This is a genomic window from Rhizobium sp. L43 (assembly GCF_002531725.1).
Taxonomy (GTDB): Bacteria; Pseudomonadota; Alphaproteobacteria; order Rhizobiales; family Rhizobiaceae; genus Rhizobium.
On sequence record NZ_NWSQ01000001.1, the window covers coordinates 326,365 to 350,652 of the forward strand.

A 24,288-nucleotide genomic window follows, 5' to 3' on the forward strand; every position below is an offset into this window, starting at 1 on the left:
GAGGGGGCCACACGGCACGCCGTTCATTGGCCCTTTTAGCTGCTTCCATTTGCTACAGACCATACGTGATGCAAACATTTGGTTGAGGGAACTACTGAATCAGCCAGCTTAAGTTTGGGGTCTATCAATCGCCACGGAGCTTCGACATGCCTGAACTACGCTCACCACGTCTTGCGGTTCTTATCGATGCTGACAACGCCTCCGCGAAGATCGTTGACGGTCTATTCGAGGAAATAGCCAAGATTGGTGAAGCGAGCGTTCGGCGGATCTATGGCGACTTCGCTAGTGCTCGCTCGAAGGCATGGATCGACGTCCTTGCAAAACACGCGATAATTCCTCAACAACAGTTTGCCTACACCACAGGTAAGAACGCGTCCGACATCACGCTTGTCATCGATGCGATGGACTTACTGCATAGTGGCCGCTTCGACGGTTTCTGCTTGGTGTCGTCCGATAGCGATTTCACTCGCCTCGCCTCACGCATTCGCGAACAAGGGATCGATGTCTTCGGATTCGGGGAACAGAAGACGCCGGAGAGCTTCCGCCAAGCATGCCGGCGGTTTATCTACACGGAAAATCTGGCTCCTTCGGTCATATCGAACGGAGCGGACGCCGTACAGGCTGCGTCTTCGCTACGACCACCCAGCGCCGCAACACCGATTATCAAAAGGGTGATCGCGCAGATGGAGACCGAGGATGGATGGATCCCGCTTGGTGTAGTTGGAAAGCAACTTGCCAATCTGGCATCTGACTTCGACCCGCGGACTTTCGGATTCAAGAAGTTGAGCGATCTGGTAAAGAAGACGAACTCCTTCGAGGTAGATCATGCCGAAGGCCGTCCGGTTCGTATCCGCCTGAAACCCCAACCAACGAAAAACAGCGTGAAACCGGCAACCTGACGATTGTGTTTCGCGGGGCAAATCTCAGTGATAGTGGGCGCAGTCTCTTTGACATTGATCGGCCATGAACTCGCAGGCAGCCCGCATGCTTGAGCACGGGCTTCTTAGGAGGGAAGGGTGACAAAGCGCGTAAGTATTATCTGTCTAGCAAGCTTCACCCTCTGCTTTCTTGGCGTGGTTGTCCTAGGAATTTTCAGTGGAGGCGTGGAGTATATGCGTGGGTTCGTCCTATATGCATACGATATTCTTTGGACGCTTCTTGCAATACTATTCCTGCCGGGCCTCGTGAGTTATTTATTTTCGCGGTCGTGGCCGGAATTTCGAAAGGATAAAGCCAATAGAGAATTCGTGCTCAAGAACCCATTGTTGACATTTTTTATTTGGCGCGAAATCAGGGATGAAGGGATAGACAATGGGCAGCATTAGTAGCGGCCATGCGGATTTGTTTGAAGGTAACCGCGCCTCCGCCGAGGTGCGCTCGTCATCGCCGACAACGCCGACGATTGCCCCGATTATCTCGAATACGTGAGATCTTCGGTGAACGGCTATATCTCGACGCCCTTCGCCGGGGATATCGACCTTTCCATGCGCGCCGCCTGACACGCTGGTCTGGCGCGCCGGATGCGCGGGATGATCCGCCGGCCTTACGGCGATGGTGCAATGTCGATCGATGGGCATTGTCCCGTTCGGGCCGCGTCGCGATCAGTCAGGCTGATGGCGACCAAATCCCGAACGGCGTGCAGGTCCGCCAATGCGCAAGCGCAGCGGCCAAGATTCTAGCCGCGGGCAAACGCCGCCAGCGTCTCTCCGGCCATCCGATAGCGGATCCATTCCTTCTGCGGCTCCGCGCCGATCGCCTCATAGACGCGGATCGAAGGTTCGTTCCAGTCGAGCACACTCCATTCAAAGCGGCCGCAGCCCTTCTCCAGCGCGATCTGTGCCAGGCGCCGCAGCAGCGCCTTGCCGGCCCCCGAGCCGCGCGCCTCCGGTGTTACGTAGAGATCTTCCAGATAAACGCCGTTCTTCGCCTGCCAAGTCGAATAGCTGAAGAAATAGACCGCCATGCCGATCGCTTGGCCTTCGCGTTCGCAGATCAGCGCATGCGTGACCGAACCGTCGCCGAAGATCGCCGCACGCGTGCTCTCCTCGGTCGCCTCGACCTCGTGGATCGCCTTTTCATAGTCGGCCAATTCGCGGACAAATCGCAGGATCGTTGCCGCGTCTAAAGGCGTCGCGGGGCGTATGGTAAGGGTCATGTGAGAGGCTCCTGATCTGCGCTCCAGATGAAAGAACCGTCCCGGCCTGTCAACTGCATGAAGGGCAGAGTGCATCTCTAGGCCTGCAGTTTTGTTCCCTCACGGCTCCACGGCGGCTCCCACCATCGAGATGGCGATCAAGTCCCGAACGGCGTGAAGATCCGCCAAGATGCAAGCGCAGCGGCCGGGAATATCCGGAGCCGGCTGAACCAGATCCGGCACCATGATGGTCATCGCGCCGGCGCCTGATGCGGAGAGAACCCCATTTCGGGAGTCTTCCAGGGCGACGCATTCCGATATGGGCAGGCTGAGCCGCTCGGCGGCCAGCAGGTATGGCGCGGGATGCGGTTTTCCCACGCTGTAATCGCCATAGGCAACAATGGTTTGGAACCGGCCTTGCAGCCCGGTTGCCGAAAGATGCGCCTCGACGGCAGTCCGATCCGATGAGGTGACGATGGCCGAAGGGATCCGCGCCGCTTCGAGGAAGGATAGAATTCCCGGCAAGCCGGCTTTCACTCGCAAATCCGTTTGCACCATCTGCGCGAAGAGTTGCGAAGCCTGCTCCCAGAGATCCTCCAGAAGGGCCTCCCTGCCGAACCGGGCCAACAAGAGTTTGCGGACACTGGAAGCCGGCAAACCAATGGTTTCAAGATAGGCCGGCAGAGGCAATTCGAAGCCGGCATTGCGTGCAGCCGTGATCGTCGCATCTCGATACAGAGCTTCGGTGTCGAACATCAAACCGTCCATGTCGAACAGAACGGCTTTGGGGGCACGGGGCAGGCGCTGCATTGATGGCTTTCGACAATGGGGATCGCTTGAGTGTATCCTGTCTTGCCGTGACTGCACCACGAAAACACAAAGCGGATTGTCCCCGCCCTATCATCAAGGGCTGCGTCGCTGTGCTTTTGCCAGAGCTTCGTCAAGCCATCTGTCATGCACGATCATGCGGTCGCAGTTTGGATAGTAGCACCTCCTAAACTCATAGGTGAAGCGGCTCCGATCCATCCCTTCGAGCGACAGATTGCTTAGCGAATAAGCCCCGGCCAAGCATCCAAAGAGGCCGAGCAGAATTGCCGCGAAGGTGAAGTGACGTGTTGTGATCAATCGCACAGCTCCAAAGCCGCAAGCTTACAGGAAGGCTGTTTTTAGTTTCGTCACCAAAGTCGTTAAAATCACAAAATAACTCACCGCTCGATGTGCAGGGTCGCTTTGGCCCCCCATTACGGTGAGCGATCTGAAGAGTGGAGACCAAAAAGGGGAGCGGTGTGCCGATGACACGGGGCAGGATAATCTGTTGCGAACCCTATAATGCGTCTATCAGTGCAACGCCTCTCGACGCAACGCAGGGCGCTCCGACATAGCGTCGCAGGCGCCCTTTCTTCTTGATTCCACAGCCTCGCGTTCAAGCGGTGCCTCTCGATAGTTTTCAATTCCAAATTTCAAAATACGCGCGTATATTGATCGCGGGGACTGTAGTACCCGTGCCTTGAGGGGTCGAGGACAATGTGCTGGAATACATCATCAGCATTTACGCCGGTCGGATTCGCTTTGCGAGGACCGGCATCTCGCAAGATCGTATGGACGCTGGGCGACGCGGCGCGTCTCCTGATCAACGACTGGCCTTGCGATGACGGCGAGGAATATGTGGCTGCCGTGAAAGCCTGCGTCGACGCATTGAGCGGGAAGATTGCCCCGGAACAATTCCGGGAAGCGCTTCTGCGTGCGGCCGATGAGGCGGGGATCGCGGCTCTATCGCTCGTCCCGCGGGGACTGGGAGAGCGGCGGCCGGACCTTCCTCCGATGATGCTAACCTAGGCCGTACCTCCAGCGGCGACCTGCCTATCGACGTCAGGTTTGCGCCGACGCGCTTTAGACCGCTCGAACTTCGGCAAGTCGCTGTTTCGCGTATTCGTCATCCCAACAGACGGCGGCTTCCCATGCGGCCGATGCTTGCGCGGCGATGTCATAGGCCCCGGCTTCCAGATCGGCAGCATTATGCGGCAAGACGAGGTCGAGGTCGGGAACGTCGATATGCGACTCGTCCCAGTCGATCAGGGCGACGCGGTCCGCGGTCATGCGGATATTGGCAGGGTTGTTGGGATTGCCGTGGACGACGCTTGTCTCACGTCCGACAAGCCGCGCCCACGCCGCGCGGCATCGAGCGACGTCATCCGGCGGCATCGCCGCAAGGTCGATCCTCGTCCCCGTCTCGGCATGCAGGAGGTCCGTCGAGGATCGCCACCCCGGGCGCTGCGGCCAGCCTTGCGTCAAACGATGCAGTTCGCGGAGGGTCTCGGCGACGCGACGCCAGTCACCCTCGGTCTCGGGTGGTCCGCCATGCATGTATTTCATAACCATCAGGCCATCCGCGAAGAGCCGGCCGTCGTCGGCCGGGATCGGCACCGGCACGCTCAGACCTGCACGGTCGAGGTGCCGGAGGAGTTCAACCTCCCAGGCCAGATCAGCGTTGCTCCTGGTACCCAGACGACCGACTGCAAGTTGCCCGTGGATGTGCACGCTCCAGACGTCATTGGCGACCCCGCCGGCGAGCCGTTCGATGCGAACCGCGTCCTTGCCCCACAGCTCCAGTGCTTCCCATCCCACGCGCAGCATCCTTGATCAACCCGATTGAGACTTGGGTAAACCAAGCACGGGATCGGGACAACGTGGATCAGCTGGGTTACGAGGCTTTGGTCGCCTCCGCTCTGGTCGCTGGCTTCAGCAGGATGATGAGCAGCAAGCCGGCGACGATGAGTGCCGCGCCTTCGAGATGATAGCGTTGCAACTGTTCGCCGAGAAACAGATAGGCGAGCACGGCGATAAAGATCGTCTGGATGTAAAGCAGCACGCCCGCCCGCGCCGCCCCCAGGGCCTCGATGCTGCGATTGAAGAGATAATACATCACCGCGCCGCCCGGGATCGCGACATAGCCGAGCGCGATAAGGCCGCTGGCATTCAGCGTCGAGCGCTCGTCGGAGACAAGCTCAAAGAGGTAGAAGGGCAGCGCCGTCAGCACCGCCGCACCGAGGAGGAGTACCAGCAGCGCAAGGCGATTGAGATCGAATTTCGCCCGGCGGAGCAGGACGGTATAGAGGCTGAAACAGAACGCGCCGGCGACGATCCACAACTCTCCGGGATTGAGGTCGAGATGCAAGAGCGCAGCCGGGCTGCCCTTGACGATAATGACCACGATGCCGAGAAAGGCGAGGATCGATCCGATCACCTGCCAGCGTCCCATCGGCTCAGCCAGAATGAAGCGGGCAAGGATCATGGTGATGATCGGGATCAGGGCGATGATGATGCCGGCGGTCGTGGCATCGGCATGTTCGAGGCCGACAAAAATCAGGCCCTGGCAGACGCCAAGCCCCACACCGCCGATGGCGAGCAGCTCGAGGCCGCGCGCCCGCACGAGCGCGACCATGGCGCCGAAATGCCGGTACACGATCGGCATCAGGATCGCCCAGGCGATCAGCACGCGCCAGAAGCAAAGCGCCCAGGGCGGCATCTCCGAAGAAACCCATTTCGCGGCGATATAGACCCCGGCCGACAGCAGCCAGCAGAAAACCCCCACGGAATAGGCAACTGCAAGCGAACCGCCCGCCGCCTGTTCCGTCCCGACCGTGTCGCGATGGACCGCCAAGACATGTATCGCCATCGCCCAGTTATGCCACAATTCCCGTGCACTGCACAGATGAAGGCGGCGGTATCCCCGGTTGCGAAGCGCCATGAGCGGTCATTGCTGGCGTCGCAAAACTGCTTATTCTGCGGCATCGTAGAAATCGGAAAAACGAGTGTCGCTTTAATCGGGACTTTCGCGACAGGAATCTATGGAGTTGGTTCTGCCGATGACACCGGACGAATTGAAGATCGTGCGTCGAGCGTATGCGAAGCAGATCACGGCGGCTGTGAGGATTGTCGATGAGGGTGTTGAAACGGCTTTTGCCGAAGTACCGCGAGAAGATTTCCTTGGTCCCGGTCCGTGGCCGATCTTCCGAATGCGAAAAGCCTATGTTCCAACCCCGACCGCCGATCCGGTCTACCTTTATACGGATGACATTGTTGGCATCGTCCCCGAGCGCCACATCAACAACGGGCAGCCGTCACTTCATGCCTTCCTGCTTTCGCAAGCTGCGCCGCGAGCAGGCGATCATATCGTGCATGTTGGTGCTGGTTCCGGGTACTATTCTGCGATCATGGCGAACCTCGTTGCCGCATCCGGCAAGGTGACGGCGATCGAGTTCGAGCCGGAGCTTGCCGCACGCGCGAAAGCAAATCTCGCTCCCTATCCGAACGTTTCCGTGGTTCAGGGAGATGGCAGCTCCGTGGCTTTCGATTCAGCCGATGTGATCTATGTGAACGCTGGCGCAACCCGACCAGCGGGTATCTGGCTGGATCGGCTCAATAATGGTGGAAGGCTGATCCTACCGCTTACCACCGATCTTGGATTTACCCGCAGCAATTGGAGCAACATGCATCTTCGTGGGGCGGTGTTCCTAGTGACGCGTAGGGGTGAGGAATTTCACGCGCAATGGATTTCGCCGGTGGCCATCTTCCCCTGTGAAGGAATGCGCGATGAGGAATCGGAAAAAGCGCTCGCGGCGGCATTCGAGAGCGGAGAGCACAAGAGGGTGACGCGGCTGTATCGTACGGATGAGGTGCCGGCCGAGCTATGTTGGGTTCGCGCTCCCGGCTGGTGCTTGGCCTATGCTTAAGCAACCGTTCGGCATCATACCGTCGCGCAATTCCTAACATTTGCGAGGTTTCGGTTCTTCTGGAAACACGAGTAGAATTCGTCGCGAAGCTCACTCGCAAAGTTTCACGACCGATTTTTGCGACGACCTATGACCACTTTGGGCCGAGAGCAGCCATTGAACCGATGGTCACAAAGAGGCATTGTGCAAGCCTTCGCAAGATATCGAGAGATCATTGCATGCTCCGAAAAGCGGTTCCGAGTGACCTCTTGGCGCTGAAAGCTGTCCGTTCGTCAGTTGTCGAAAACATGTTGAGCGACCCCACAAAGGTTACCGATGATGATTACGATTGGTATGTTGCCAACCCGGGAGTGGCCGTTTGGGAAGAGAACGGCGACGTCGTCGGCTTTTCTGCGGCCGACCCACGCAACGGAAACATTTGGGCGCTTTTCGTGGCTCCCGGATTTGAACGAAATGGGATCGGCTCCATTCTGCTGGCCGAAGCCTGTGCCTGCCTCAAGGTCGCGGGCATCGGACGCGCCTGGCTCACCACCGATCCAAACACCCGAGCCGAGAAATTCTATCGAGCGGCTGGTTGGGAACATGTCGGCGAAAAGGACAACGAGCTTCTTTTCGAACGATCGCTCTGAAGCTTGCGCGATTCCGGCAGAAAAGAAAGGCAAGCCCCAGGTGCAACTGAGTTTGGAACTATTCGTCGAAACGCCTGAGAAATCGCTCGATTTCTATCAGCGGGTCCTGGGCTTTGAAGTCCAGGGCGCGGCGAGCGCGGCATACACGATGTTGAAAAACGGTGACACCGTGATCGCGATCAATTCGCGAAGCGTCCTTTCGACCGATCATCCGTTGCGGATCGAAACCGGCGAAAGGGTTGGCCTCGGCGTCGAGATCGTGTTGAAGGTCCCTGATGTTGAGGATGCCTATCGCGCGGCAAAGGAGAGCGGCTGGCCGGTCTCCGATCTTGCTCGACAACCCTGGGGGCTGCGTGACTTTCGCCTTATCGATCCCGACGGCTATTATGTCAGAGTGACCAGCCGTCATACGAGCTGATGCCAGTCCGGGCGCGGTTGCAACCTCGCGGGGGCGACGGCAGCCAGTGAAGTCAGTCCGTCGCCGTCCGCCAGCACGGGAGCCGAGTGCCGGCTCCCCCCAATACCTTGGCGATCTCCGTGATCAGGATTTCCAGCGATTCCGGCGGGAACGCCAGGGTTTCGACAGCGGCCTCGACCGCTTCGCGCCAGTTGCTGTCATTCCGCTCTTATGAAGTGAGCGGGAGACCAAGCATCAGCTTCGGCCGCAACACCTTTCAAGCGCGAGCACGCAGCTCGCGACGTCATGGTATCGACTTGCGCAATTGGGGATCGACCGCCGAGACACATCCAGCAGCAGCAGAGAATATTGGGATTTGTGCTTGCACTGTTTGTCGGATAGTCGCAAAGCCGTATCATTGCGCCAGGATGGCCTACAGACCACATCTTCTTCTGAAAACTAGGAAAACGAAAGTCTATCTATGCCTCCTCAGCTTTCCCTCCCGCGTGACCGAATTTCCGTGCTTCTGCTTGAAGGCATCAGCCAGAGCGCCGTGGACTATTTTTCGTCTTGCGGATACACCAATCTCGTGCATCTGCCTAAAGCGCTTGATGACAGGGATCTCAAAAGCCATATCGCTGATGCGCATATCATCGGCATTCGTTCCCGAACGCAACTGACAGAAGAAACTTTCGAATCTGCCAAGAAGCTGATTGCGGTCGGCTGTTTTTCCGTGGGCACGAACCAGGTCGATCTGGAAGCGGCACGCCGCCGCGGGATACCGGTGTTTAACGCGCCTTATTCGAACACCCGCTCGGTGGCCGAACTTGTGATCGGCGAGATCATCATGCTGACGCGGCAAATCTTCCCACGCTCGGCGTCGGCGCACCAGGGCGGATGGGAGAAATCCGCTGTCGGCAGCCGGGAAGTCCGCGGAAAAACCCTCGGCATCGTCGGCTACGGCAATATCGGCTCGCAACTGAGTGCTCTTGCGGAAAGCATGGGCATGGTGGTGCGCTATTTCGATCTCTCCGATAGGCTGCGCCGCGGCAATTCGGAATCGATGGCTTCGCTCGGCGAGCTTCTGGAAATCTCGGATTATGTGACGATGCACGTTCCGGAAACGCCATCGACGCACAATATGATCACCGAAACCGAACTGCGCCGTATGAAGAAAGGCGCGATCTTCATCAACAATTCCCGCGGCACGGTGGTCGATCTCGACGCGCTTGCGAAAGTCTTGAAAGAGGGCCATCTGGCAGGTGCTGCGGTCGATGTGTTTCCCAGGGAGCCGGCATCGAACAAAGAGCGTTTCGAAACACCGCTGCAGGGCTTGAGCAATGTCATTCTGACGCCGCACATCGGAGGCTCGACAGAAGAGGCCCAGGAGCGCATCGGCGGAGAAGTCTCGAGAAAGCTGGTCGAATATTCCGACATCGGCTCAACAATGGGCGCCGTCAACTTTCCGCAGGTCCAGCTGCCTGAACGCCCGACCGGTACACGCTTCATCCATGTTCACCAAAACCGCCCCGGCATGCTCATCCAATTGAACGAGGTCTTCTCGTCGCGTGGGCTGAATATCGTCGCCGAATTCCTACAGACCCATGGCGATACGGGTTATGTGGTTATCGAGGTCGAGGACGCGTCCCAGACAGCTGACAACATTCTAGGGGCGCTACGCGATATACCGGGAACGATCAGAACGCGATTGCTCTACTGACGCATCAAGCAACGGTGTATCGCCATTGAGACCGGCAGAATGAAACACGCAATGTCCGGGATGCGCCAATAGCGGACTTTGGTCGACGTCGGACGGACTCTTCTCGTTGCCGCTATATGGGAGTATTTTGCTCTGAAACCGTTTCAACTTTGGCGGTGGAGAGTGAAGTGTTTGTGAACCGCAGTCACAAGTTTCTGCTCTTCTTGGCGGTCGCATCGATGACGTTCGCGCCACGATTGGGTGCGGCAGACGACACCGTTAAAATCGACAGCGGAATGCTGCAGGGTGAGAGATCAGGCACGGTCGTCGGCTTCAAAGGCATACCTTACGCCGCACCTCCGGTTGGTGATCTGAGATGGCGCAATCCGAGGCCAATGAAGCCATGGATTGGCACCAGGGATGCAAGCAATTTCGGTCCGTCCTGCATGCAGACCGATGATCTGCCGAAGTCAGAGGATTGTTTGACCGTCAATGTCTGGACACCCGCCAAGCGCTCCAAAACGCCCCTCCCGGTAATGGTTTGGATTTACGGCGGCGCCCTTGTCCATGGAAACACCCCTCAATATCCCGGTGGCCAGCTGGCCGCCCGCAGAGTTGTGTTCGTCAGCATGAACTACCGCATGGGACGGCTCGGTTACTTTGCCCATCCTGCGCTGATAAGGGAATCCCCTGACGAGCCCGTCGGCAACTATGGTTACATGGACCAGCTGGCAGCCTTGAAATGGGTCCAGCAAAATATCGAAGCCTTCGGCGGCGATCCGAAGAAAGTGACGATATTCGGAGAGTCGGCCGGTGGCGGCTCGGTGATGGCGCACATGGTATCGCCGTTGTCACGGGGGCTGTTCCGCGGCGCCATTCTCCAGTCACCAGGTATGCCTACCGCGCGTGCGCAGAGCACGCCTTTGTCACCTTTAAAAGCGGCAGAGAAAACCGCGTTGGACTATGCGGCTTCTCTGGGAATCAATGGGAGCGATGCCGACGCTCTCGCCGCCCTTCGGGCGTTGCCTGCGAAAAAGCTGACCGAAGGTGCATCGGCACAAGAGGTGCTGGCAGGAATGTCGGCAGGCGAGCCCGTCATCGGCATCTCCGGCCCGATTATTGACGGGCGGTTTTTGCTCGAAACGCCGGAAGCGGCTTTTGCGGCAGGCCGTCAAGCGCCGGTTCCCGTCATCGTCGGGGCAAATAATCGTGATCTCGGCATCGGTCAGGCAGCGACGAAAGACGATCTCTTTGCGCTCTTCGGGAACCATGCAGCCGAAGCCCGGACGCTCTACGATCCCACAGGCCAACAGACGCTCGATGAGTTGAGGCAGCAGGTTCTGGCCGACAAAACGGTTGTTGAACCATCTCGCCACCTCGCTGACGAGATGATCCGCGCTGGTCAGCCGACGTGGTGGTATCGTTTCTCCTATGTCGCCGAGGCTCTCCGCAACGATCCGACATGGAAAGGCACCCTGCACGGCTTCGAAATTCCGTATACGTTCAACATTCCAAACGCACTGGTGAAAGACAAGGTGACACCTGCCGACTGGGCCATGGCCACATTGGCGAGTGCTTACTGGGTCGAATTTGCAACGAGCGGTGACCCCAATGGAGGCTCACGGCCAAAATGGCCTCACCACGACCCATCCGTCCACAGGGTCACCGACTTCACCAATCACGGCGTGACGGTCGGAGCCGATACGCTAAAGCCCAGGCTCGACCTCTGGCAAAGCTATTGGGCGGAAAAGAAGTGACGGGGGGGCGCCGGTCGCTCGGTGTGTTGCCTCTCCCATGGGGGAACCGCTGTGGCGCATAGAACGGAAACACGCTTGTCATTGTCATCCGCCTTGGGGCGGCCAGTAAAATCAACCAGTCGCCCCCTCAGCACGGGAGCCGAGTGCCGGCTCCCTGCCCAATACCATCGCGGTGGCGTCCCGCAGCTCGAGCCCTCGACACTGCGGATCGTCCCTCAGGCCTCGGATTTGAGCCTGCCGCCAACCGCCCAGGAATCCTTGGCAATCTCCGTGATCAGAATTTCCAGCGATTCCGGCGGGCACGCCAGGGTTTCGACGGCGGCCTTGGTCGCTTCGCGCGCGAAGGCGCGTTTCTGATCGTCGGTGCGGCCGGGATGCATCTGCAGGTGAAGAATGGGCATGGTTTCTCCTGGGTCATGGTTGGTAATGCCGTCGCCTTGGCGCGGGCATGACGACTATGTTGTAAATGCTCCGGTTGATAAATAAGCTTGAGGTATCGTCATTCGAAACCGACAGGTAGGCAATCATGGACAAGCTGGCCGGCATGGCGATGTTCGTCAGGGTCATCGACAATGGCAGTTTCGCGGCGGCCGCGGAGATCGCACAGGTGTCGCCGGCCATGGTTGCCAAGCACATCAAGACCATCGAGACCCGGCTCGGGGCGAAGCTGATCCATCGCACGACGCGCCGCCATCAGCTGACAGAGGTCGGCCAGCTCTATTACGAGCGGTGCAAACGCGCGCTGTCCGAAGTGGCGCTGGCCGAGGCTTCGGCAAGCGAGGTCGGCGCCGCGCGGCCGGCTTCGGCTGGTGGCACCCGTCAGCTTCGGGACGCAAGTCCTGGTGCCGGCGCTGATCGAATACCAGAACGCCTATCCCGACGTCAGCATCGAGCTGTCGCTCGACAACAATGTCCATGACCTCGTCGGCGAGGGTTTCGAGCTCGGTATCCACATCGGACCGCTCGCCGACAGCAGCCTGGTCGCCCGCCCGCTCACGCCCTACCGGCGGATTCTCGCCGCCGCGCCGGACTATCTTGCCCGCCATGGCCGGCCGGCCTCGCCGGAAGCTCTGACGAACCATCTCTGCCTCGGCCACTCCTATTGGCGCATGCAGGATCGCTGGCACCTGGTCGGGCCGGGCGGCGAACTGCGCGATGTGTTGATTTCCGGAAAATTCTCGACCAACCAGGGAGCGGCGCTGCGCATGGCAGCACTCAGCGGCGCCGGAATCGTGCTTCAGCCGGAACTGCTGCTCGCCGCCGATATCGCCGAAGGCCGGCTTGAGCAGGTGCTGCCGGAATGGTCCTACAAGCCTGTACCGATGTCCCTCATCTACGCCCCCAACCGGCGACCGACAGCGATGTTACGCACGGTGATCGATTTCCTGGTGGAACGGTTTGGCTGACAACGCTCGGTCGAGGCCGATATCGCTTACGGTTCAGCCTTGAGCTCTGTCCCCGGCTGCGGCCTTAAGAATTATGAGAGCTTTGGCCCGTTTGAGTTCGAACGCACGCAGTACGAACAGGTCGTTGAGGCACTGGTTCGTCGTGACTGATGATGACGTTGGCCGTTTCTTGCCTGATATGCATGTCGCGAATGAAGAACGGCCGGATTTTGCAAGAACCACAACCTGAAAGTATTCGCTCAACGGATAGTGGGGATAACGCGGAAAAGGCGTTCGAGCCATCTCGGGAGTGATCGCGACTACCCATAACAGGTGTTCAGTGTGCATCTCGGTGGGGCGCGTCATCAAACCAGAGCGGCCTCCAACATGTGACGATGACTCAAATCCAGGCCCCAGCCGACAGAGACGATAACGCTGAAAGGCACTGCTCATCTCATCGATCAAAGCTGTGGCTGGCAATGTCAGCCCTCTGCGCGTCCGGCTTATACCGAAACAAAATTATGGCGCTGCCCAGAGTAACCACCCTAACAGCGATATGTCCGCGATCAAGGCGATCAGGAGAGCCCAAACGATAAGCGCCCGTCGTCTTGCTGTTTTCTTGGATATAACCTGGAAAGCCGTTTTTTGCGCTTTTTCAGCCTGACGACTCAAGTTTCCTGGCTCCAAATATCTTTTGGGGCCAACATAACCGACGAGGCCGCCGACTATCATAACGAGAAAGAGAATCAGATATGAAAGCATCGGGACCATCGTTGTCGACGAGAAATTCCTTGCTGGCATAGGGATAGCATCGGTCGGCTCTCAACGCCACCAAGGCCCGCTTAATGTGCTTCGGAGGAGCCATGGCTTCGAACGACGTCCTATCGGCTGCGAAAAACCATGTTGTTCCCGACAACGAATGGCACGAGTTGCCAGCGGCAAGTCAAGGCTGGTCATCGGAAGGTCTTGCCGCTCTCGCCCTCGAGCTAGCGAACGGGCACTCAACAGCATTCATGATCGTCCAATGAGGGCACCTGGTTTTCCAGTGGGGTGATATAGCTCTCAAATCGAGCATCGCATCTGTGCGAAAGAGCCTGATCAACATCCTGTACGGAATTTACATTGCCGAGGGCAGGGTCGACCCGCATGCGACGCTCGCAGAGCTGGGCATCGATGACAATGAGCCTCTGACGCCGGCCGAGCGACAAGCAACGGTTATGGACCTCCTGATGGCGCGGTCAGGCATCTATCTACCGTCGGTCTTCAATACCGAGGCCGGGCGACCGCCGCGAGGCAGCTATCCGCCCGGGGCCCATTGGTTCTACAACAACTGGGACTTCAATGTCCTCGGCACGATCGTCGAGCGCACGACAGGTCAAAACGTATTCGACGGACTTGTGTCGCGCCTCGTCATTCCACTTGGCATGCAGGATTGCGAGCCGGGTGATGGATGGTTTCAGCATGGTCCGGAGTCGTCGCACCCAGTGTATAAAATTCGCATGTCGGCCCGTGATCTTGCGCGGGTTGGTCTGCTTTACCTGCGTCAGGGGCGTTGGGGAACTAAACAGCTCGTACCTGAAAGCTGGGTTCGCGATAGCACGCTTCCTCATTCCGAGGTCGGAGCAGGGCATGGTTACGGTTACCTGTGGTGGGCTACGGCGGCGAACGCTCCCGGTGACAGCATGGCCACTCACGCACCCATGTTCTACGCCAGCGGGTGGGGAGGGCAGTACATCATTGTCATACCTGAGCTTGATCTCGTCGTAGTGCACAGATCAGCACCCTCATCGGTTGGTACCGGCGTAAGCCATGTTCGAATGGGTGAAATTCTACGGCTTGCCCTCGCGGCCTGCACAAACCGCGATATCGTCTAGTCCCGCTGGTGAAAGCCGCGGCCTGAACCTTGAGACTATCGGGAAGGCGTAACGGATCGGCGAACTCTACCGCATCGAAGCCGAGTTGCGCTGTTAAGGGATTGTTCAAACACAAGTCGGAGGCGGGGAATGATGGTTCAGATCAGCCTAGCGCAGCATGATGATGTAGCACCCTGGCTGCGGCTGGCTGAGGACGTTGTCCCGTTGTTTGGCCCTATGCCGGGCTTTGATGCTGTTCTTATCCGGAAGATCACCCGGCAGCAGGCCTTCAGCGCAAGAACAGACATGGGAAGCACAGGATTCATAGGAGGAATTCTAATAGGTGGCAGCGACTCGAAACACGCGATCCGCTGGCTTGCAGTCTCTTCAGAGTTTCAAAGGCTTGGCGTCGGCAAGATGCTTGTCGAGGCTGCCCTTTCCAGCATCCCATCTGACTCCACCGTTCATGTCGATAGCTTCGTCGCAGGGAGTCCAGGAGCGGAAGCAACCAAGCGACTCTATGAGGGCTGCGGCTTCATTCCCTTGGAAGTCTGGAGAGAGGGTGAGGTGGTTCGCCAACGATATATGCGACCGCCGTTAAAGCGGCCGTAGTATCTACGATCGCCAATGGCGCGAAGCTGCCGTCCCCGTCATAGCGGCGGTCCTCGGTCTGAAGCACGAAAGAAACAGATACACATTGTGTATGCGACTATGGTAGGCTGATCTTGAAGGAAAATACTATGGCCAACAAAAACGCGACCGACACCCATAAACGCGCCGTCAATTTGAAGGTTCGTGACGACATTCGCGGCCTGATCGACCGTGCGGCCAAGACTCACGGGAAAACCCGCTCGGATTTCATGATCGACGCCTCGCGCCGCGCCGCCGAAGACGCCCTTCTCGACCAGACATTGGTGCAAGTCGATCCGGACAGCTATGAACACTATCTCGCCGTCCTCGACCAGCCGCCAAGCGGCGAAGGTTTCGAACGGCTGATGAATGCTCCCAAACCCTGGCAGCCGTGATGTTGTCAGCGCCGGCGCTTCTCGGGGAAGCGCACGCTCTCCAACTATTCGACAGCGGACACGATAGTCTCGATGAATGGCTGCGCCGCCGCGCGCGGGCCAATCAGGTCAGCGGCGCATCGCGAACCTATGTGGTCTGCGACGGCGTGCGTGTCATCGGTTATTATTGCCTGTCATCGGGGGCGCTCGCGGTCGTGGATGCGCCGGGAGCTGTCCGACGCAATATGCCGGACCCCGTTCCCATGGCAGTGCTTGGTCGTCTGGCTATCGATCGGAACTGGCAAAGAAAAGGCATTGGAGCCGCGCTGTTGCAAGACGCCGTGCTGCGCACCGGACAGGCGGCACATATCATGGGCATTCGCGGCCTTCTGGTTCACGCAATCTCCGACGAAGCCAAGGCCTTTTATGAGCATTATGGGTTCGTCGCGTCGCCGGCCAACCCTATGACCTTGGTGTTATCGTTGAAGGCACGCTAAGGCCTCGATTGATCCGCAAAAATCGCCCGATGCATGAATATTACCAATAGACATTCGAGCGCGCCGTCCCCGTGCGGTCTATTTGACGACGTTGAGGTCGAAAGTCACGTCGCGAACAACCCCGTCTCCGTAGGACTCCCTGAAAGTTGCTTTGTCAGGGCCGACATATCCGGCTGCGGAGGTGTAGTAAACAACCATGCCTGGGGTTTTCACCCCAGCACATTTGGGAAACTTCTTCGAATTCGCGACTACGTCTTCCGGTACGATTTCGAGTTTCCCATGAGCTGGCGGAGAAACTGTTCGAACGTTCGGACGGCTTAATTGTGAGCAATCGGCTTTGAGGTGCCAGGTCTGCCCCAGTCGCGTCCGCTCAGCGCTGACTGCAGTCAGGCTCTTGTTCTCCGTAGCAATGCCACCCGAGGTCGTCGTACAACTCGCCAGCATTGGAAGTAGCAGAGCGGAAATTGCTGCAGCCAAAGTTCGCATCATTGGTCTCCTGTTGCTGAGGAGCATGCGTATCGATGGCCTCTAAAAGCGTCAATCGCGTGAGGCATTGAGCCGCAGGAGCAGGCCCCGCTGACGAGTGCAGGGCTCTTTGGGCCCGCATAAGCGTCCGCTCGGCCTCAGGCGACGGACCATCCACCGTCCACCAGCAGGTTCGCGCCGGTGATCAGGCTGGCAGCCGGCGATGCCAGGAAGACGACGGCGCCCACCACATCATCGGTTTCACCGATCCGGCCGAGGGGAATGCGATCGAGTGTCGCTTTGCGATTGGCGGCGTCGGATAGAAAGGGTGCTGTACCATCCGTGTGGATGAAAGTCGGCGATACGGTGTTTACGGTGACATTGTAGCGTGCCCATTCGGCTGCAAGGCAGCGCGTCAGGTGATTGATCGCCGCCTTGCTCATGCAATAGATTGCCTCACCGCGAAGCGCCACGGTGCCGGCCTGTGAGCTGATGCTGATGATCCGGCCGCCATTGCGCTTGATCATGTGACGCCCGACTGCCTGCGTCATCAGGAAGGTGCCCTTGATGTTGACATCGAGGATCTCGTCAAGGTCCTTCTCTTCGACGAGTTCGGCGAGATTGCCTGGAGCCACGCCGACATTGTTGACGAGGACGTCGATCCGACCAAATGTCGTCAACGCTGCGTCGACAGCTTGTGCGATATGGGCTTTGTTGGGAATGTCCAGCTCAACAGCGAGGACTTTTCGTCCCGCGCCCTCGAGTTCGGCGACCAGATCCGCCGACGCTGCGACATTGCGGACCCCCAAGACAATATCGGAGCCTGCCGCAGCACAGGCAAGCGCGCAAGCTCGACCGATGCCACGGCTCGCTCCTGTTACCAAAGTCACCTTGCCCTCAAGGCTGAAGTCCGGCGCATTCCTCTGCATCATGGTGCCTCCCTTGATGAAATCATTTATGGCAGGGTCGGCGGGCGGATGCCAGATTTTGCGCGCATGCTCGACCCTGTGCGACGCCATGCATTGCTGCCTGACCCTATCCGCGACGTCATCCCAGGCCTTGTGCCGAGGATCTCAGCCGTTCCAATTAAGCATCTGAAAACAAACATTTTCCTGCCAAGAAATTGCGGTGGTCAGATGCTCGGCACAAGGCCGAGCATGACGGAGGAGAAGTCGCCAACGGCTCACCAATCTGCACGTGGCCGTCGACGATGGCGACGAGGCAGCAGAGCCCTGATCAGCGCCGCGCCGGCGGCTTCGTGGCGGCTCGCCGTTGCAGCGCGAAACGCGCCGCCGAGCAGTTGACGTCGGGCACGAGATCGTAGGTCTGCTGGTAGAGGTTCTGCGCCAGCGTATTGTTGCCGCGGGTTTCCGAGGCGAAGGCGGCGAGCGCCGTGCGCTTGTAGGCTTCGACGATCGGTTCGGCGGCTTTTGCGAGTGCTGCGTCATCCGATGGCTCGGCGGCCAGCGAAAGCGCGGCATAGGTTGCATCGCCATCCCGGCCGACGCGGCCGCCGACGGCGCCGTTGAAGCTTTGCTCGGAAACCTGGCGCATGCGCCGGGCATTCTTGATGCATGTCGGGATGCGGGCGGCTTCGGCATGGATGCGCTCGGCCGTCGGCCCACCCTCCGTGCTGCCGCTGTCCGACAGGATCACGTAGCCGATGATGCCGACGATGGCGAGATAGATGACCCCCATGCCGGCCAGGAAGGCCGGCTGCTTGAGGAGCGGCTTCTTCGGCTTGGTCTCGCCGGCCTTGGCAGCCTCCTTCTTCGGCGCCTCCTTGGCGGCTGACTTGACGACGAACTGGAATTCGACATCCTTGCCGAGACGGAAACTGTCGCCGGCTTTCAGCGAGGCCGTCTGCAACAGCGCTTCGCCGCGCAGCATGATCGGGTTCAGCCCCATGCGGCGGATGATGAAGCCGCCGTCGCTCTGCCGTTCGATGCGGGCATGGATCGGCGCCAGGAACGGATCGTCGACGACGATATCGGCATTGGAAGCCCGGCCGATCGACATTTCCGGCCGGTCGAGCACATGGCTGCGGCTCTGGCCACCGGGGCCGGTCTGCAGCAGGCTTGGTTTGTTTCCGCGAAAGAAGGAAAAAGCCATGATCAGAACATCCCACTCGACATCATCTCGACAATTGCCGGCGCCAGCACCAGAAGCAGGATCGACACGACGATCATCATCGCCGGCATGACGATCTTGGCCTTCAGCTTTTCACTGGCCCTGTCGGCCTTTTCCCAGCGGCGGAAGCGCAGGTCGCGCGCATGTTCGCGCAACAGCTCCACACGATTGCTGCCCTCGACCTCGCCCTGGATCACCGCGCGGATGACGCGCACCACCTCCTCGGCGGTCATGCGGCGCTCCAGCCGCTGCAGCGCCTCGACCATGCCGGTGCCGAGCGCCACGTCTTTCAGCGTCTGGTCGATCTCCTCGCTCATGACGGTGCCGGGTGCGGCCTCGGCATAGAGCCGCAGGCTTTCCGGCAAGGTCGCCTGCGCCTGCTGCGTCATGACGACGAGATCGAGGAAATAGGGAAATTCGCGCGAGATGCGCTCCTTGCGGTCCTGCATCTTGTCGTCGGCGACGACCCAGAAATAGATGGCCGGGATCAGGCCGAGGATCAGCCCTGCCACCAGCCCGCCGATGACGCTGCCGCTGGCAATACCGAATAGCAGGCCGAGCACGACGAAACCGAACAGGCTCAAGACCACGAGAAGGGCGATATATTCCCGCCCCGTGACGCCGCCGAAGGGCCGGCCGCCATAGATCAGCTTCTGCTCGAGCTGTGCGCCGTAATCGGCCAGCAGCGGCTCGAAATGCGCCAGCACGAATTCGACCGGCGTGCGCATGCCGATACTGTCGACGATGTTCGGCGGCGGGCCGTCGCCGCCGACGGACCGGCGCACCACCTGAATGCTGCCGAGCAGATCGCCGATCCACCAGACGAACAGCGCCGCGGTGATGCCGGCAAAAACGACGGCGATCGGGGCGAGGGGGATATGCGACATCATACCGACACCTTCATCATCGCGCGCATCCAGAAGAAACCGGTGGCATAAAGAATGGCGCCGACGATGGCGATGACGATGCCGATAGCGTTGCCGAACACCTTGTCGATCAGCTCCGGCTGGCCGAAGAAGATCATCAGGATCATGAACAGCGCGCCGCCGTTGACGACGCGGAAGTTCATCCGCGCCTGCGACGACGAGGTGGTGATCTTCTGATCGAGCTTCCAGATCTCCTTGAAGGATTTCGACATTTCCGTCAGCGGCTCGGAAATGTCGCCGCCCTGGCGGGCAAACAGGCCGAGCGCCGCATCGACCATCTTGAAATGCAGGCTCGGCACGTTGCGGCCGTGGCGGTCGAGCGCCTCGACCAGGCCGATGCCGAGCTTCTGCTCGCGGGCGATGCGCTCGAATTCGCGGGAGGCCGGCATCTGGCCGGTATCGGCCACCGCATTGACGGCGATGGCGAGCGGCTTGCCGGTGCGCACTGCCGAGACGATCTGGTCGACGGCGTAGGGAAGCTGCGATTCGATCTGCAGCCAGCGGCGTTGCAGGAAATAGCGGATGATCGCTTTGGGCAGGAAGAAGGCGACCGGGATGGCGACGACGATGCCGACGATCGGCCCGAAGATCAGCGAGACCACTGTGAAAACGACGATCGCGGTGATGCCGTAGGCAAGGATCATCGTATAGGGCGGAACGGCATCGCGGCCGAAGACCTGGGCCGCCTCGCTGGCGAGTGCAATGTCGCGTTCGGTCGCCCGCAGCAGCGGCGCCGGCCAGCGCACCGGCGCGCCCCAGACGAGCAGTCCCGCCGTCACCGCGCCGAGGGCGACCGTAAAGATCTGCAGAATGCTGATATCCATGGCTTCCCCCGGTTTTCCCAGGCAAAGCGCGAAGCGCTTTTGCCAGGAATTGCGTAAAAACAAAAGTCTAGAGCGGTTCTGGAACCGCTCTAGACGAACATGTCCAATTTTTCGATTTCGCCATCGTCGTTGAACTCCACGAGTTCGGCGACGAAGCTCGGCAGGTAGCCGGTGAAGGCATGCACGGCCTGGCCGCCGGCGCGGCCGACGAGATGGAAGATCGGCTCGACGATAACCAAGCCGGTATCCGGATCGATGCCGATCACCTCGGAGATCTCGGTGACGGCGCGCCGGCCGTTCGCCAGGCGGTTGAGCTGCACGACGAGTTCGACGGCGGCAACGATCTGCTGGCGGATCGCCATGACCGGCAGCGAGCTCTGACCTTGCAGCACCATCACCTCCAGGCGGGTCATCATGTCCTGCGGCGTGTTGGCATGCGCCGTCGTCATCGAGCCGGCATGGCCGGTGTTCATCGCCTGCAGCATGTCGATTGCCTCGGCACCGCGGCACTCGCCGACGATGATGCGGTCGGGGCGCATGCGCAGCGCGTTGCGCACCAGGTCGCGGATGGTGACGCTGGTTTCGGATTCCGCCGTCTTCGGCCGCGATTGCAGGTAGACGACATGGATACCGTCGAGCTGCAGTTCCGACGTGTCTTCGACGGCCACCACGCGCTCGCCGACCGGGATAAATTGCGACAGGCTGTTCAGCAGCGTCGTCTTGCCGGAGCCGGTACCACCTGAGACGACAATGTTCTTGCGCGAGCGGACGGCAGCCTCGAGGAAGGCGCGCATCGGCTCGCTGAGCGCGCCGGCGGTCACCAGCTTGCTGATATCGAGCCGCGACTTGCCGCCGAATTTGCGGATGGTCAGGCAGGCGCCCTTCACCGCCAGCGGCGGAATGACGGCGTTGACACGTGAGCCATCCGGCATGCGGAAATCGGCCATCGCCTCGCTCTCGTTGATCGAGCGGTTGGAATCGACGGCGATGCGCTCGATCACCTTCATCAGCTGCCGCTCATTGGCGAAGGCGAAGGGATAGCGCTCGAGCAGGCCGAATTTTTCGACATAGATCTCGTCGTAACGCGTCACCATGATTTCCGAGATGACGTCGAGATCCATCAGTTCCGAGATTGTCCCCCAGCGATACATCAGCTCCTCGATATTGGAGCGCAGGTGCATATGGGCGACCTCGTAACGGTCGCCGGCATTGAAAAGCGCCTGCCGGGACTGGAAGGCGGCGCTGAAACGCGTGTCGAGCTGGGCGAAGTCCGAGCGGGTGGATTCGAAGTTGAGCTTCAATTGCAGGGCCGAGATCAGCGCCTTGCCGACATCGAACAGGCGGCGATTGTCCTGCTCCTCACGCGAGAGGCTTGCGGCATTCGACGAGGCGTCGCGCCGGCCGGTGCGGGCGATGCGTTTGGCCAGCCAGCGGTAGACGGCGTTCTTGATGACGAGGATGACCAGATCCTGGGGTGCCGCGTCCAGCGCCTCCTTGATGAACATGTCGAGCCGCTCGCGGATGCGGCCTCGCGTCTCCTCGCGGCCGAAATCGGAGGACTTCACCAGCCGGTCATATTGCGTGTCTTTTAGCAATCGCTCATGGATCTCCATCTGCAGCGCCAGCACCCGCTCCTGGTCCGGAAACTGCGTCACCGCTTCGGCGGCAGCGGCCGGCTCGACCAGTTCGATCGTGACGTTCGGCACCCAGATCGACATGCCGGCCGACACCGCCACCGGCGTCCCGGCCCGCAGCGGCTGGTCGTCGACCCGCGTCGGGTTGCGCCCATGATGCTGCACCGACCAGCCCTGGCCCGATTTCCGCAGCACGAATTGCGGCGAAGAGACGTGGCTGCCGCGCAGCCGAACGACACCCGCGCCGGCCGGCAGCGTCAACGTGCTGCTCTCGCCGACGAAATAGGTCTCGTTCGAAGAAAGCGGGATCACCTCCCGCCCGCTGCCGTCCTCATAGGAAATCTTCAACAGCATGGCTCATTCCCCCGCGACGGTTACATGCGCGTCCAGTTGATGCTCGGCAGGTCCTCGACGGTATTGTCGGCGGGATTGCGCAGCACGAGGTTGAGGCTGCCGTTCGACTGGCCGAGGGCGAAAATCAGCATTTCGGCTTCCGCCGGCGTCACTTCGACGGTCACGTTGTTGTAAGTGCTGTTGGCCTTGGTGACGGCACCCTCCGCCGTCGTCGCCGCGCCGACGGCCAGCACTTTGACATTCTGCAGGAAGGTGCGGGTGACGACGCGGGTGCGCGAGCTGATGCCGAGCTTATAATCCTGCGCCTGTTTGCGGTAGGCGTTGACGTCATTCTCGTCGGCGCCGGGATATTGGGTGAGATAGTTCTTCAGCATTTGCTCGACCGGCGATCGCGGCTGGGCCGGAGCCGGCGGCTGTCCGGTCGCGGCAGGCTGCTGGCCCGGAACGGCAGGTTGGCCCGGCGCTCCCGGCTGCGCCACCGCGGCCGGCGCCACCGGCTCGACCGGTTCGTCGACCGTGCCGAGGATATCGACATAGCTGCCGGGCTCGACGAAGTGGCCGACGGCCGCGGCGGCGTTGACGGGAAGGGTGAGCGCGCGCTTGCCGGGCGCGATCATCGTCGTCAGCCGCCCGCCGTCATTGTCATCGAAATACTGGAAGAGCAGCACCGAGCCCGCCGGAATGTCGGCGGCGGCCGTCCGGTCCTTCAGCCATTCCTGATAGGCGCTGGCAGCGGGAACCGCGAGCTTGGCGAGCGCCCCGAAACTTTCCGGCAGCATCACCGGTTCGGCGAGCATATCGGGCGTGATCGCCTGTCCCCGCGTCACCTTCCGGTCGGGCTGGAGCCGCATGAAGGCGTAAGCCACCTGCTCGTTCTTGACGCTCTCGGTCCAGAAGTAGAGCAGAACGCCGGTGATGAGCCCGACGATGACGGCCGCAATGAGCTTCCAGTTCATGGTGTGATTCCTTCGACGAAGGGTTGCCGGATTTGAATGACCTCGACGGTCCTGCCGTCGGTCTTGCTTCTGACGTACAAAACATTGGCCTCGACGCTGCCGCGCCGGCCGTAAAGGGCGGTGACCCTGCCGCGCTGAGCCGGCGGCGTCTCGATGGTGAAGCCGTCGCGGGCAAGCAGATCGGCGCGCTGATCGGACCAGCGCGCGGCAGACAGCGTGCCCTTCGACACGACCGTGCGCGAGGTGTGGCCCTTGTCGCGATCGCCGATATCGCTCAGCACCTCGACCCCGGCCGGCGGACGCAGCGACATCGGCAGCTTGCTGACATCGGCAGGCGCCGCGAAGGCCGGCAGCGTCGAGGCGACATCGTCGAAGCGGCTCATCAGCACCTCTGTCGTCGGCGCATCGGCGGGGCGGCGGATCATGATCGAAACGCCGGGGATCGGCGCTCTTGCCGACGGATTTGCCGGGTCCTGCCGTCTGAGATAATCGAGGGCGGCCTCGCCGTCGCCGTCGAAGAAGCGGACGACCACGGCAAGGTCGTCGCGGATGCGGCTTACCTTTGGGACGATCAGCATATTGGCGGCGATGACGGCGGTCAGCTCTTGCCTGTCATTGCTCTTGGGAAGGGCAGGCCTGGTATTGACGGCCAGCACCCGCAGCCATTCGTCGGTGATATCGGAAATGCTGCGATCGCTCTGGTAGGGCGTGAACTCCAGCGGCTGGCCGTTGATGACGAGATCGCGCGGCGCGCGCTCCGGCGCGCCGAGGATGCCGGCCAGCATCGAATTCAACGTCGCCCTCAGATCCTTGTAGACCTCCGCACGGCCCGGTGTCGCCATGGTGACAGCGAGCCCGATGACCAAGGCCAAGCCAGTGAGATGAAAGGAGATGCGCGCGCGCTGTCCCAT

24 protein-coding genes and 2 pseudogenes are annotated in these 24,288 nt (G+C 60.2%); 13 read left to right on the forward strand and 13 right to left on the reverse strand.

The window, feature by feature from the left end; translation table 11 throughout:
* Positions 1-146: 146 nt before the first annotated feature.
* Both CO667_RS01510 and CO667_RS35715 read left to right on the forward strand, forming a co-directional pair.
* Positions 147-899: an NYN domain-containing protein gene (locus CO667_RS01510; RefSeq protein ID WP_097616593.1), complete on the forward strand. Its 753-nt coding sequence runs from the start codon at positions 147-149 to the stop codon at positions 897-899.
* 459 nt (positions 900-1,358) lie between these two features.
* Positions 1,359-1,499: pseudogene (locus CO667_RS35715) on the forward strand (O-methyltransferase); the annotation flags it as partial.
* Between the two features lie 176 nt (positions 1,500-1,675).
* On the opposite strand, the gene CO667_RS01525 reads toward CO667_RS35715, so the two are convergent.
* Both CO667_RS01525 and CO667_RS01530 read right to left on the reverse strand, forming a co-directional pair.
* Positions 1,676-2,155, reverse strand: coding sequence for a GNAT family N-acetyltransferase (locus CO667_RS01525; RefSeq protein ID WP_097616595.1), 480 nt, complete (start codon positions 2,153-2,155; stop codon positions 1,676-1,678).
* A gap of 99 nt (positions 2,156-2,254) precedes the next feature.
* Positions 2,255-2,944 carry an HAD family phosphatase gene (locus tag CO667_RS01530; protein WP_097616596.1) on the reverse strand — a complete coding sequence of 230 codons (690 nt, stop codon included), beginning with the start codon at positions 2,942-2,944 and terminating at the stop codon, positions 2,255-2,257.
* 714 nt (positions 2,945-3,658) lie between these two features.
* Here CO667_RS01530 and CO667_RS01535 point away from each other — a divergent pair.
* A complete protein-coding gene (locus CO667_RS01535; RefSeq protein ID WP_029868329.1) occupies positions 3,659-3,970 on the forward strand; it encodes a DUF982 domain-containing protein in 312 nt (103 codons plus the stop codon).
* Between the two features lie 54 nt (positions 3,971-4,024).
* Here CO667_RS01535 and CO667_RS01540 read toward each other — a convergent pair whose 3' ends face one another.
* Both CO667_RS01540 and CO667_RS01545 read right to left on the reverse strand, forming a co-directional pair.
* The gene (locus CO667_RS01540) at positions 4,025-4,759 is read right to left on the reverse strand and encodes a phosphotransferase (RefSeq protein ID WP_097616895.1); all 735 of its coding nucleotides are present in this window, start codon (positions 4,757-4,759) and stop codon (positions 4,025-4,027) included.
* Between the two features lie 76 nt (positions 4,760-4,835).
* On the reverse strand, positions 4,836-5,810 hold the full coding sequence (locus CO667_RS01545; protein ID WP_097616597.1) for a DMT family transporter: 975 nt from the start codon (positions 5,808-5,810) through the stop codon (positions 4,836-4,838).
* Between the two features lie 172 nt (positions 5,811-5,982).
* Between CO667_RS01545 and CO667_RS01550 the strand changes: the two genes are divergently transcribed.
* The 5 genes from CO667_RS01550 (at position 5,983) to CO667_RS01570 (ending at position 11,349) form a co-directional block, all read left to right on the forward strand.
* Positions 5,983-6,867: a methyltransferase domain-containing protein gene (locus CO667_RS01550; RefSeq protein WP_097616598.1), complete on the forward strand. Its 885-nt coding sequence runs from the start codon at positions 5,983-5,985 to the stop codon at positions 6,865-6,867.
* A gap of 248 nt (positions 6,868-7,115) precedes the next feature.
* The gene (locus tag CO667_RS01555) at positions 7,116-7,496 is read left to right on the forward strand and encodes a GNAT family N-acetyltransferase (RefSeq protein WP_245433030.1); all 381 of its coding nucleotides are present in this window, start codon (positions 7,116-7,118) and stop codon (positions 7,494-7,496) included.
* 40 nt (positions 7,497-7,536) lie between these two features.
* Positions 7,537-7,914, forward strand: coding sequence for a VOC family protein (locus CO667_RS01560; RefSeq protein ID WP_097616600.1), 378 nt, complete (start codon positions 7,537-7,539; stop codon positions 7,912-7,914).
* Positions 7,915-8,374: 460 nt separating this feature from the next.
* A complete protein-coding gene (gene serA / locus CO667_RS01565; protein WP_097616601.1) occupies positions 8,375-9,613 on the forward strand; it encodes a phosphoglycerate dehydrogenase in 1,239 nt (412 codons plus the stop codon).
* 167 nt (positions 9,614-9,780) lie between these two features.
* The gene (locus CO667_RS01570) at positions 9,781-11,349 is read left to right on the forward strand and encodes a carboxylesterase family protein (protein WP_097616602.1); all 1,569 of its coding nucleotides are present in this window, start codon (positions 9,781-9,783) and stop codon (positions 11,347-11,349) included.
* A gap of 215 nt (positions 11,350-11,564) precedes the next feature.
* Here the strand turns inward: CO667_RS01570 and CO667_RS01575 are convergent, their stop codons facing one another.
* A complete protein-coding gene (locus CO667_RS01575) occupies positions 11,565-11,750 on the reverse strand; it encodes a 4-oxalocrotonate tautomerase (protein ID WP_097616603.1) in 186 nt (61 codons plus the stop codon).
* 125 nt (positions 11,751-11,875) lie between these two features.
* Between CO667_RS01575 and CO667_RS01580 the strand changes: the two are divergent.
* From CO667_RS01580 to CO667_RS01605, 5 genes and pseudogenes are all read left to right on the forward strand, one after another.
* Positions 11,876-12,755 (forward strand): annotated as a pseudogene (locus tag CO667_RS01580) (LysR family transcriptional regulator).
* 1,061 nt (positions 12,756-13,816) lie between these two features.
* Positions 13,817-14,608 carry a serine hydrolase gene (locus tag CO667_RS01590; protein ID WP_245433032.1) on the forward strand — a complete coding sequence of 264 codons (792 nt, stop codon included), beginning with the start codon at positions 13,817-13,819 and terminating at the stop codon, positions 14,606-14,608.
* A gap of 129 nt (positions 14,609-14,737) precedes the next feature.
* Positions 14,738-15,199: a GNAT family N-acetyltransferase gene (locus CO667_RS01595; protein WP_097616606.1), complete on the forward strand. Its 462-nt coding sequence runs from the start codon at positions 14,738-14,740 to the stop codon at positions 15,197-15,199.
* Positions 15,200-15,327: 128 nt separating this feature from the next.
* Entirely contained in the window at positions 15,328-15,612 is a 285-nt protein-coding gene (locus CO667_RS01600) for a DUF1778 domain-containing protein (protein ID WP_097616609.1), read from the forward strand.
* Positions 15,612-16,088 (forward strand): GNAT family N-acetyltransferase, encoded by a 477-nt coding sequence (locus CO667_RS01605; protein ID WP_097616611.1) that lies wholly within the window; start codon positions 15,612-15,614, stop codon positions 16,086-16,088. Before CO667_RS01600 ends, CO667_RS01605 begins: the two co-directional genes overlap by 1 nt.
* 78 nt (positions 16,089-16,166) lie before the next feature.
* On the opposite strand, the gene CO667_RS34635 is transcribed toward CO667_RS01605, so the two are convergent.
* From CO667_RS34635 to CO667_RS01640, 8 genes are all read right to left on the reverse strand, one after another.
* Positions 16,167-16,574, reverse strand: coding sequence for a hypothetical protein (locus CO667_RS34635; RefSeq protein WP_143540686.1), 408 nt, complete (start codon positions 16,572-16,574; stop codon positions 16,167-16,169).
* Positions 16,575-16,711: 137 nt separating this feature from the next.
* On the reverse strand, positions 16,712-17,482 hold the full coding sequence (locus CO667_RS01610) for a glucose 1-dehydrogenase (RefSeq protein WP_097616896.1): 771 nt from the start codon (positions 17,480-17,482) through the stop codon (positions 16,712-16,714).
* Between the two features lie 307 nt (positions 17,483-17,789).
* Positions 17,790-18,665 carry an FHA domain-containing protein gene (locus tag CO667_RS01615; RefSeq protein WP_097616613.1) on the reverse strand — a complete coding sequence of 292 codons (876 nt, stop codon included), beginning with the start codon at positions 18,663-18,665 and terminating at the stop codon, positions 17,790-17,792.
* 2 nt (positions 18,666-18,667) lie between these two features.
* Positions 18,668-19,573, reverse strand: coding sequence for a type II secretion system F family protein (locus CO667_RS01620; protein WP_097616616.1), 906 nt, complete (start codon positions 19,571-19,573; stop codon positions 18,668-18,670).
* A complete protein-coding gene (locus tag CO667_RS01625) occupies positions 19,570-20,433 on the reverse strand; it encodes a type II secretion system F family protein (protein ID WP_097616619.1) in 864 nt (287 codons plus the stop codon). Before CO667_RS01625 ends, CO667_RS01620 begins: the two co-directional genes overlap by 4 nt.
* A gap of 89 nt (positions 20,434-20,522) precedes the next feature.
* A complete protein-coding gene (locus CO667_RS01630) occupies positions 20,523-22,421 on the reverse strand; it encodes an ATPase, T2SS/T4P/T4SS family (RefSeq protein ID WP_097616622.1) in 1,899 nt (632 codons plus the stop codon).
* A 20-nt stretch (positions 22,422-22,441) separates the two neighbouring features.
* Entirely contained in the window at positions 22,442-23,377 is a 936-nt protein-coding gene (locus tag CO667_RS01635) for an RcpC/CpaB family pilus assembly protein (protein ID WP_097616625.1), read from the reverse strand.
* Positions 23,374-24,288 carry a hypothetical protein gene (locus tag CO667_RS01640; RefSeq protein WP_097616627.1) on the reverse strand — a complete coding sequence of 305 codons (915 nt, stop codon included), beginning with the start codon at positions 24,286-24,288 and terminating at the stop codon, positions 23,374-23,376. Before CO667_RS01640 ends, CO667_RS01635 begins: the two co-directional genes overlap by 4 nt.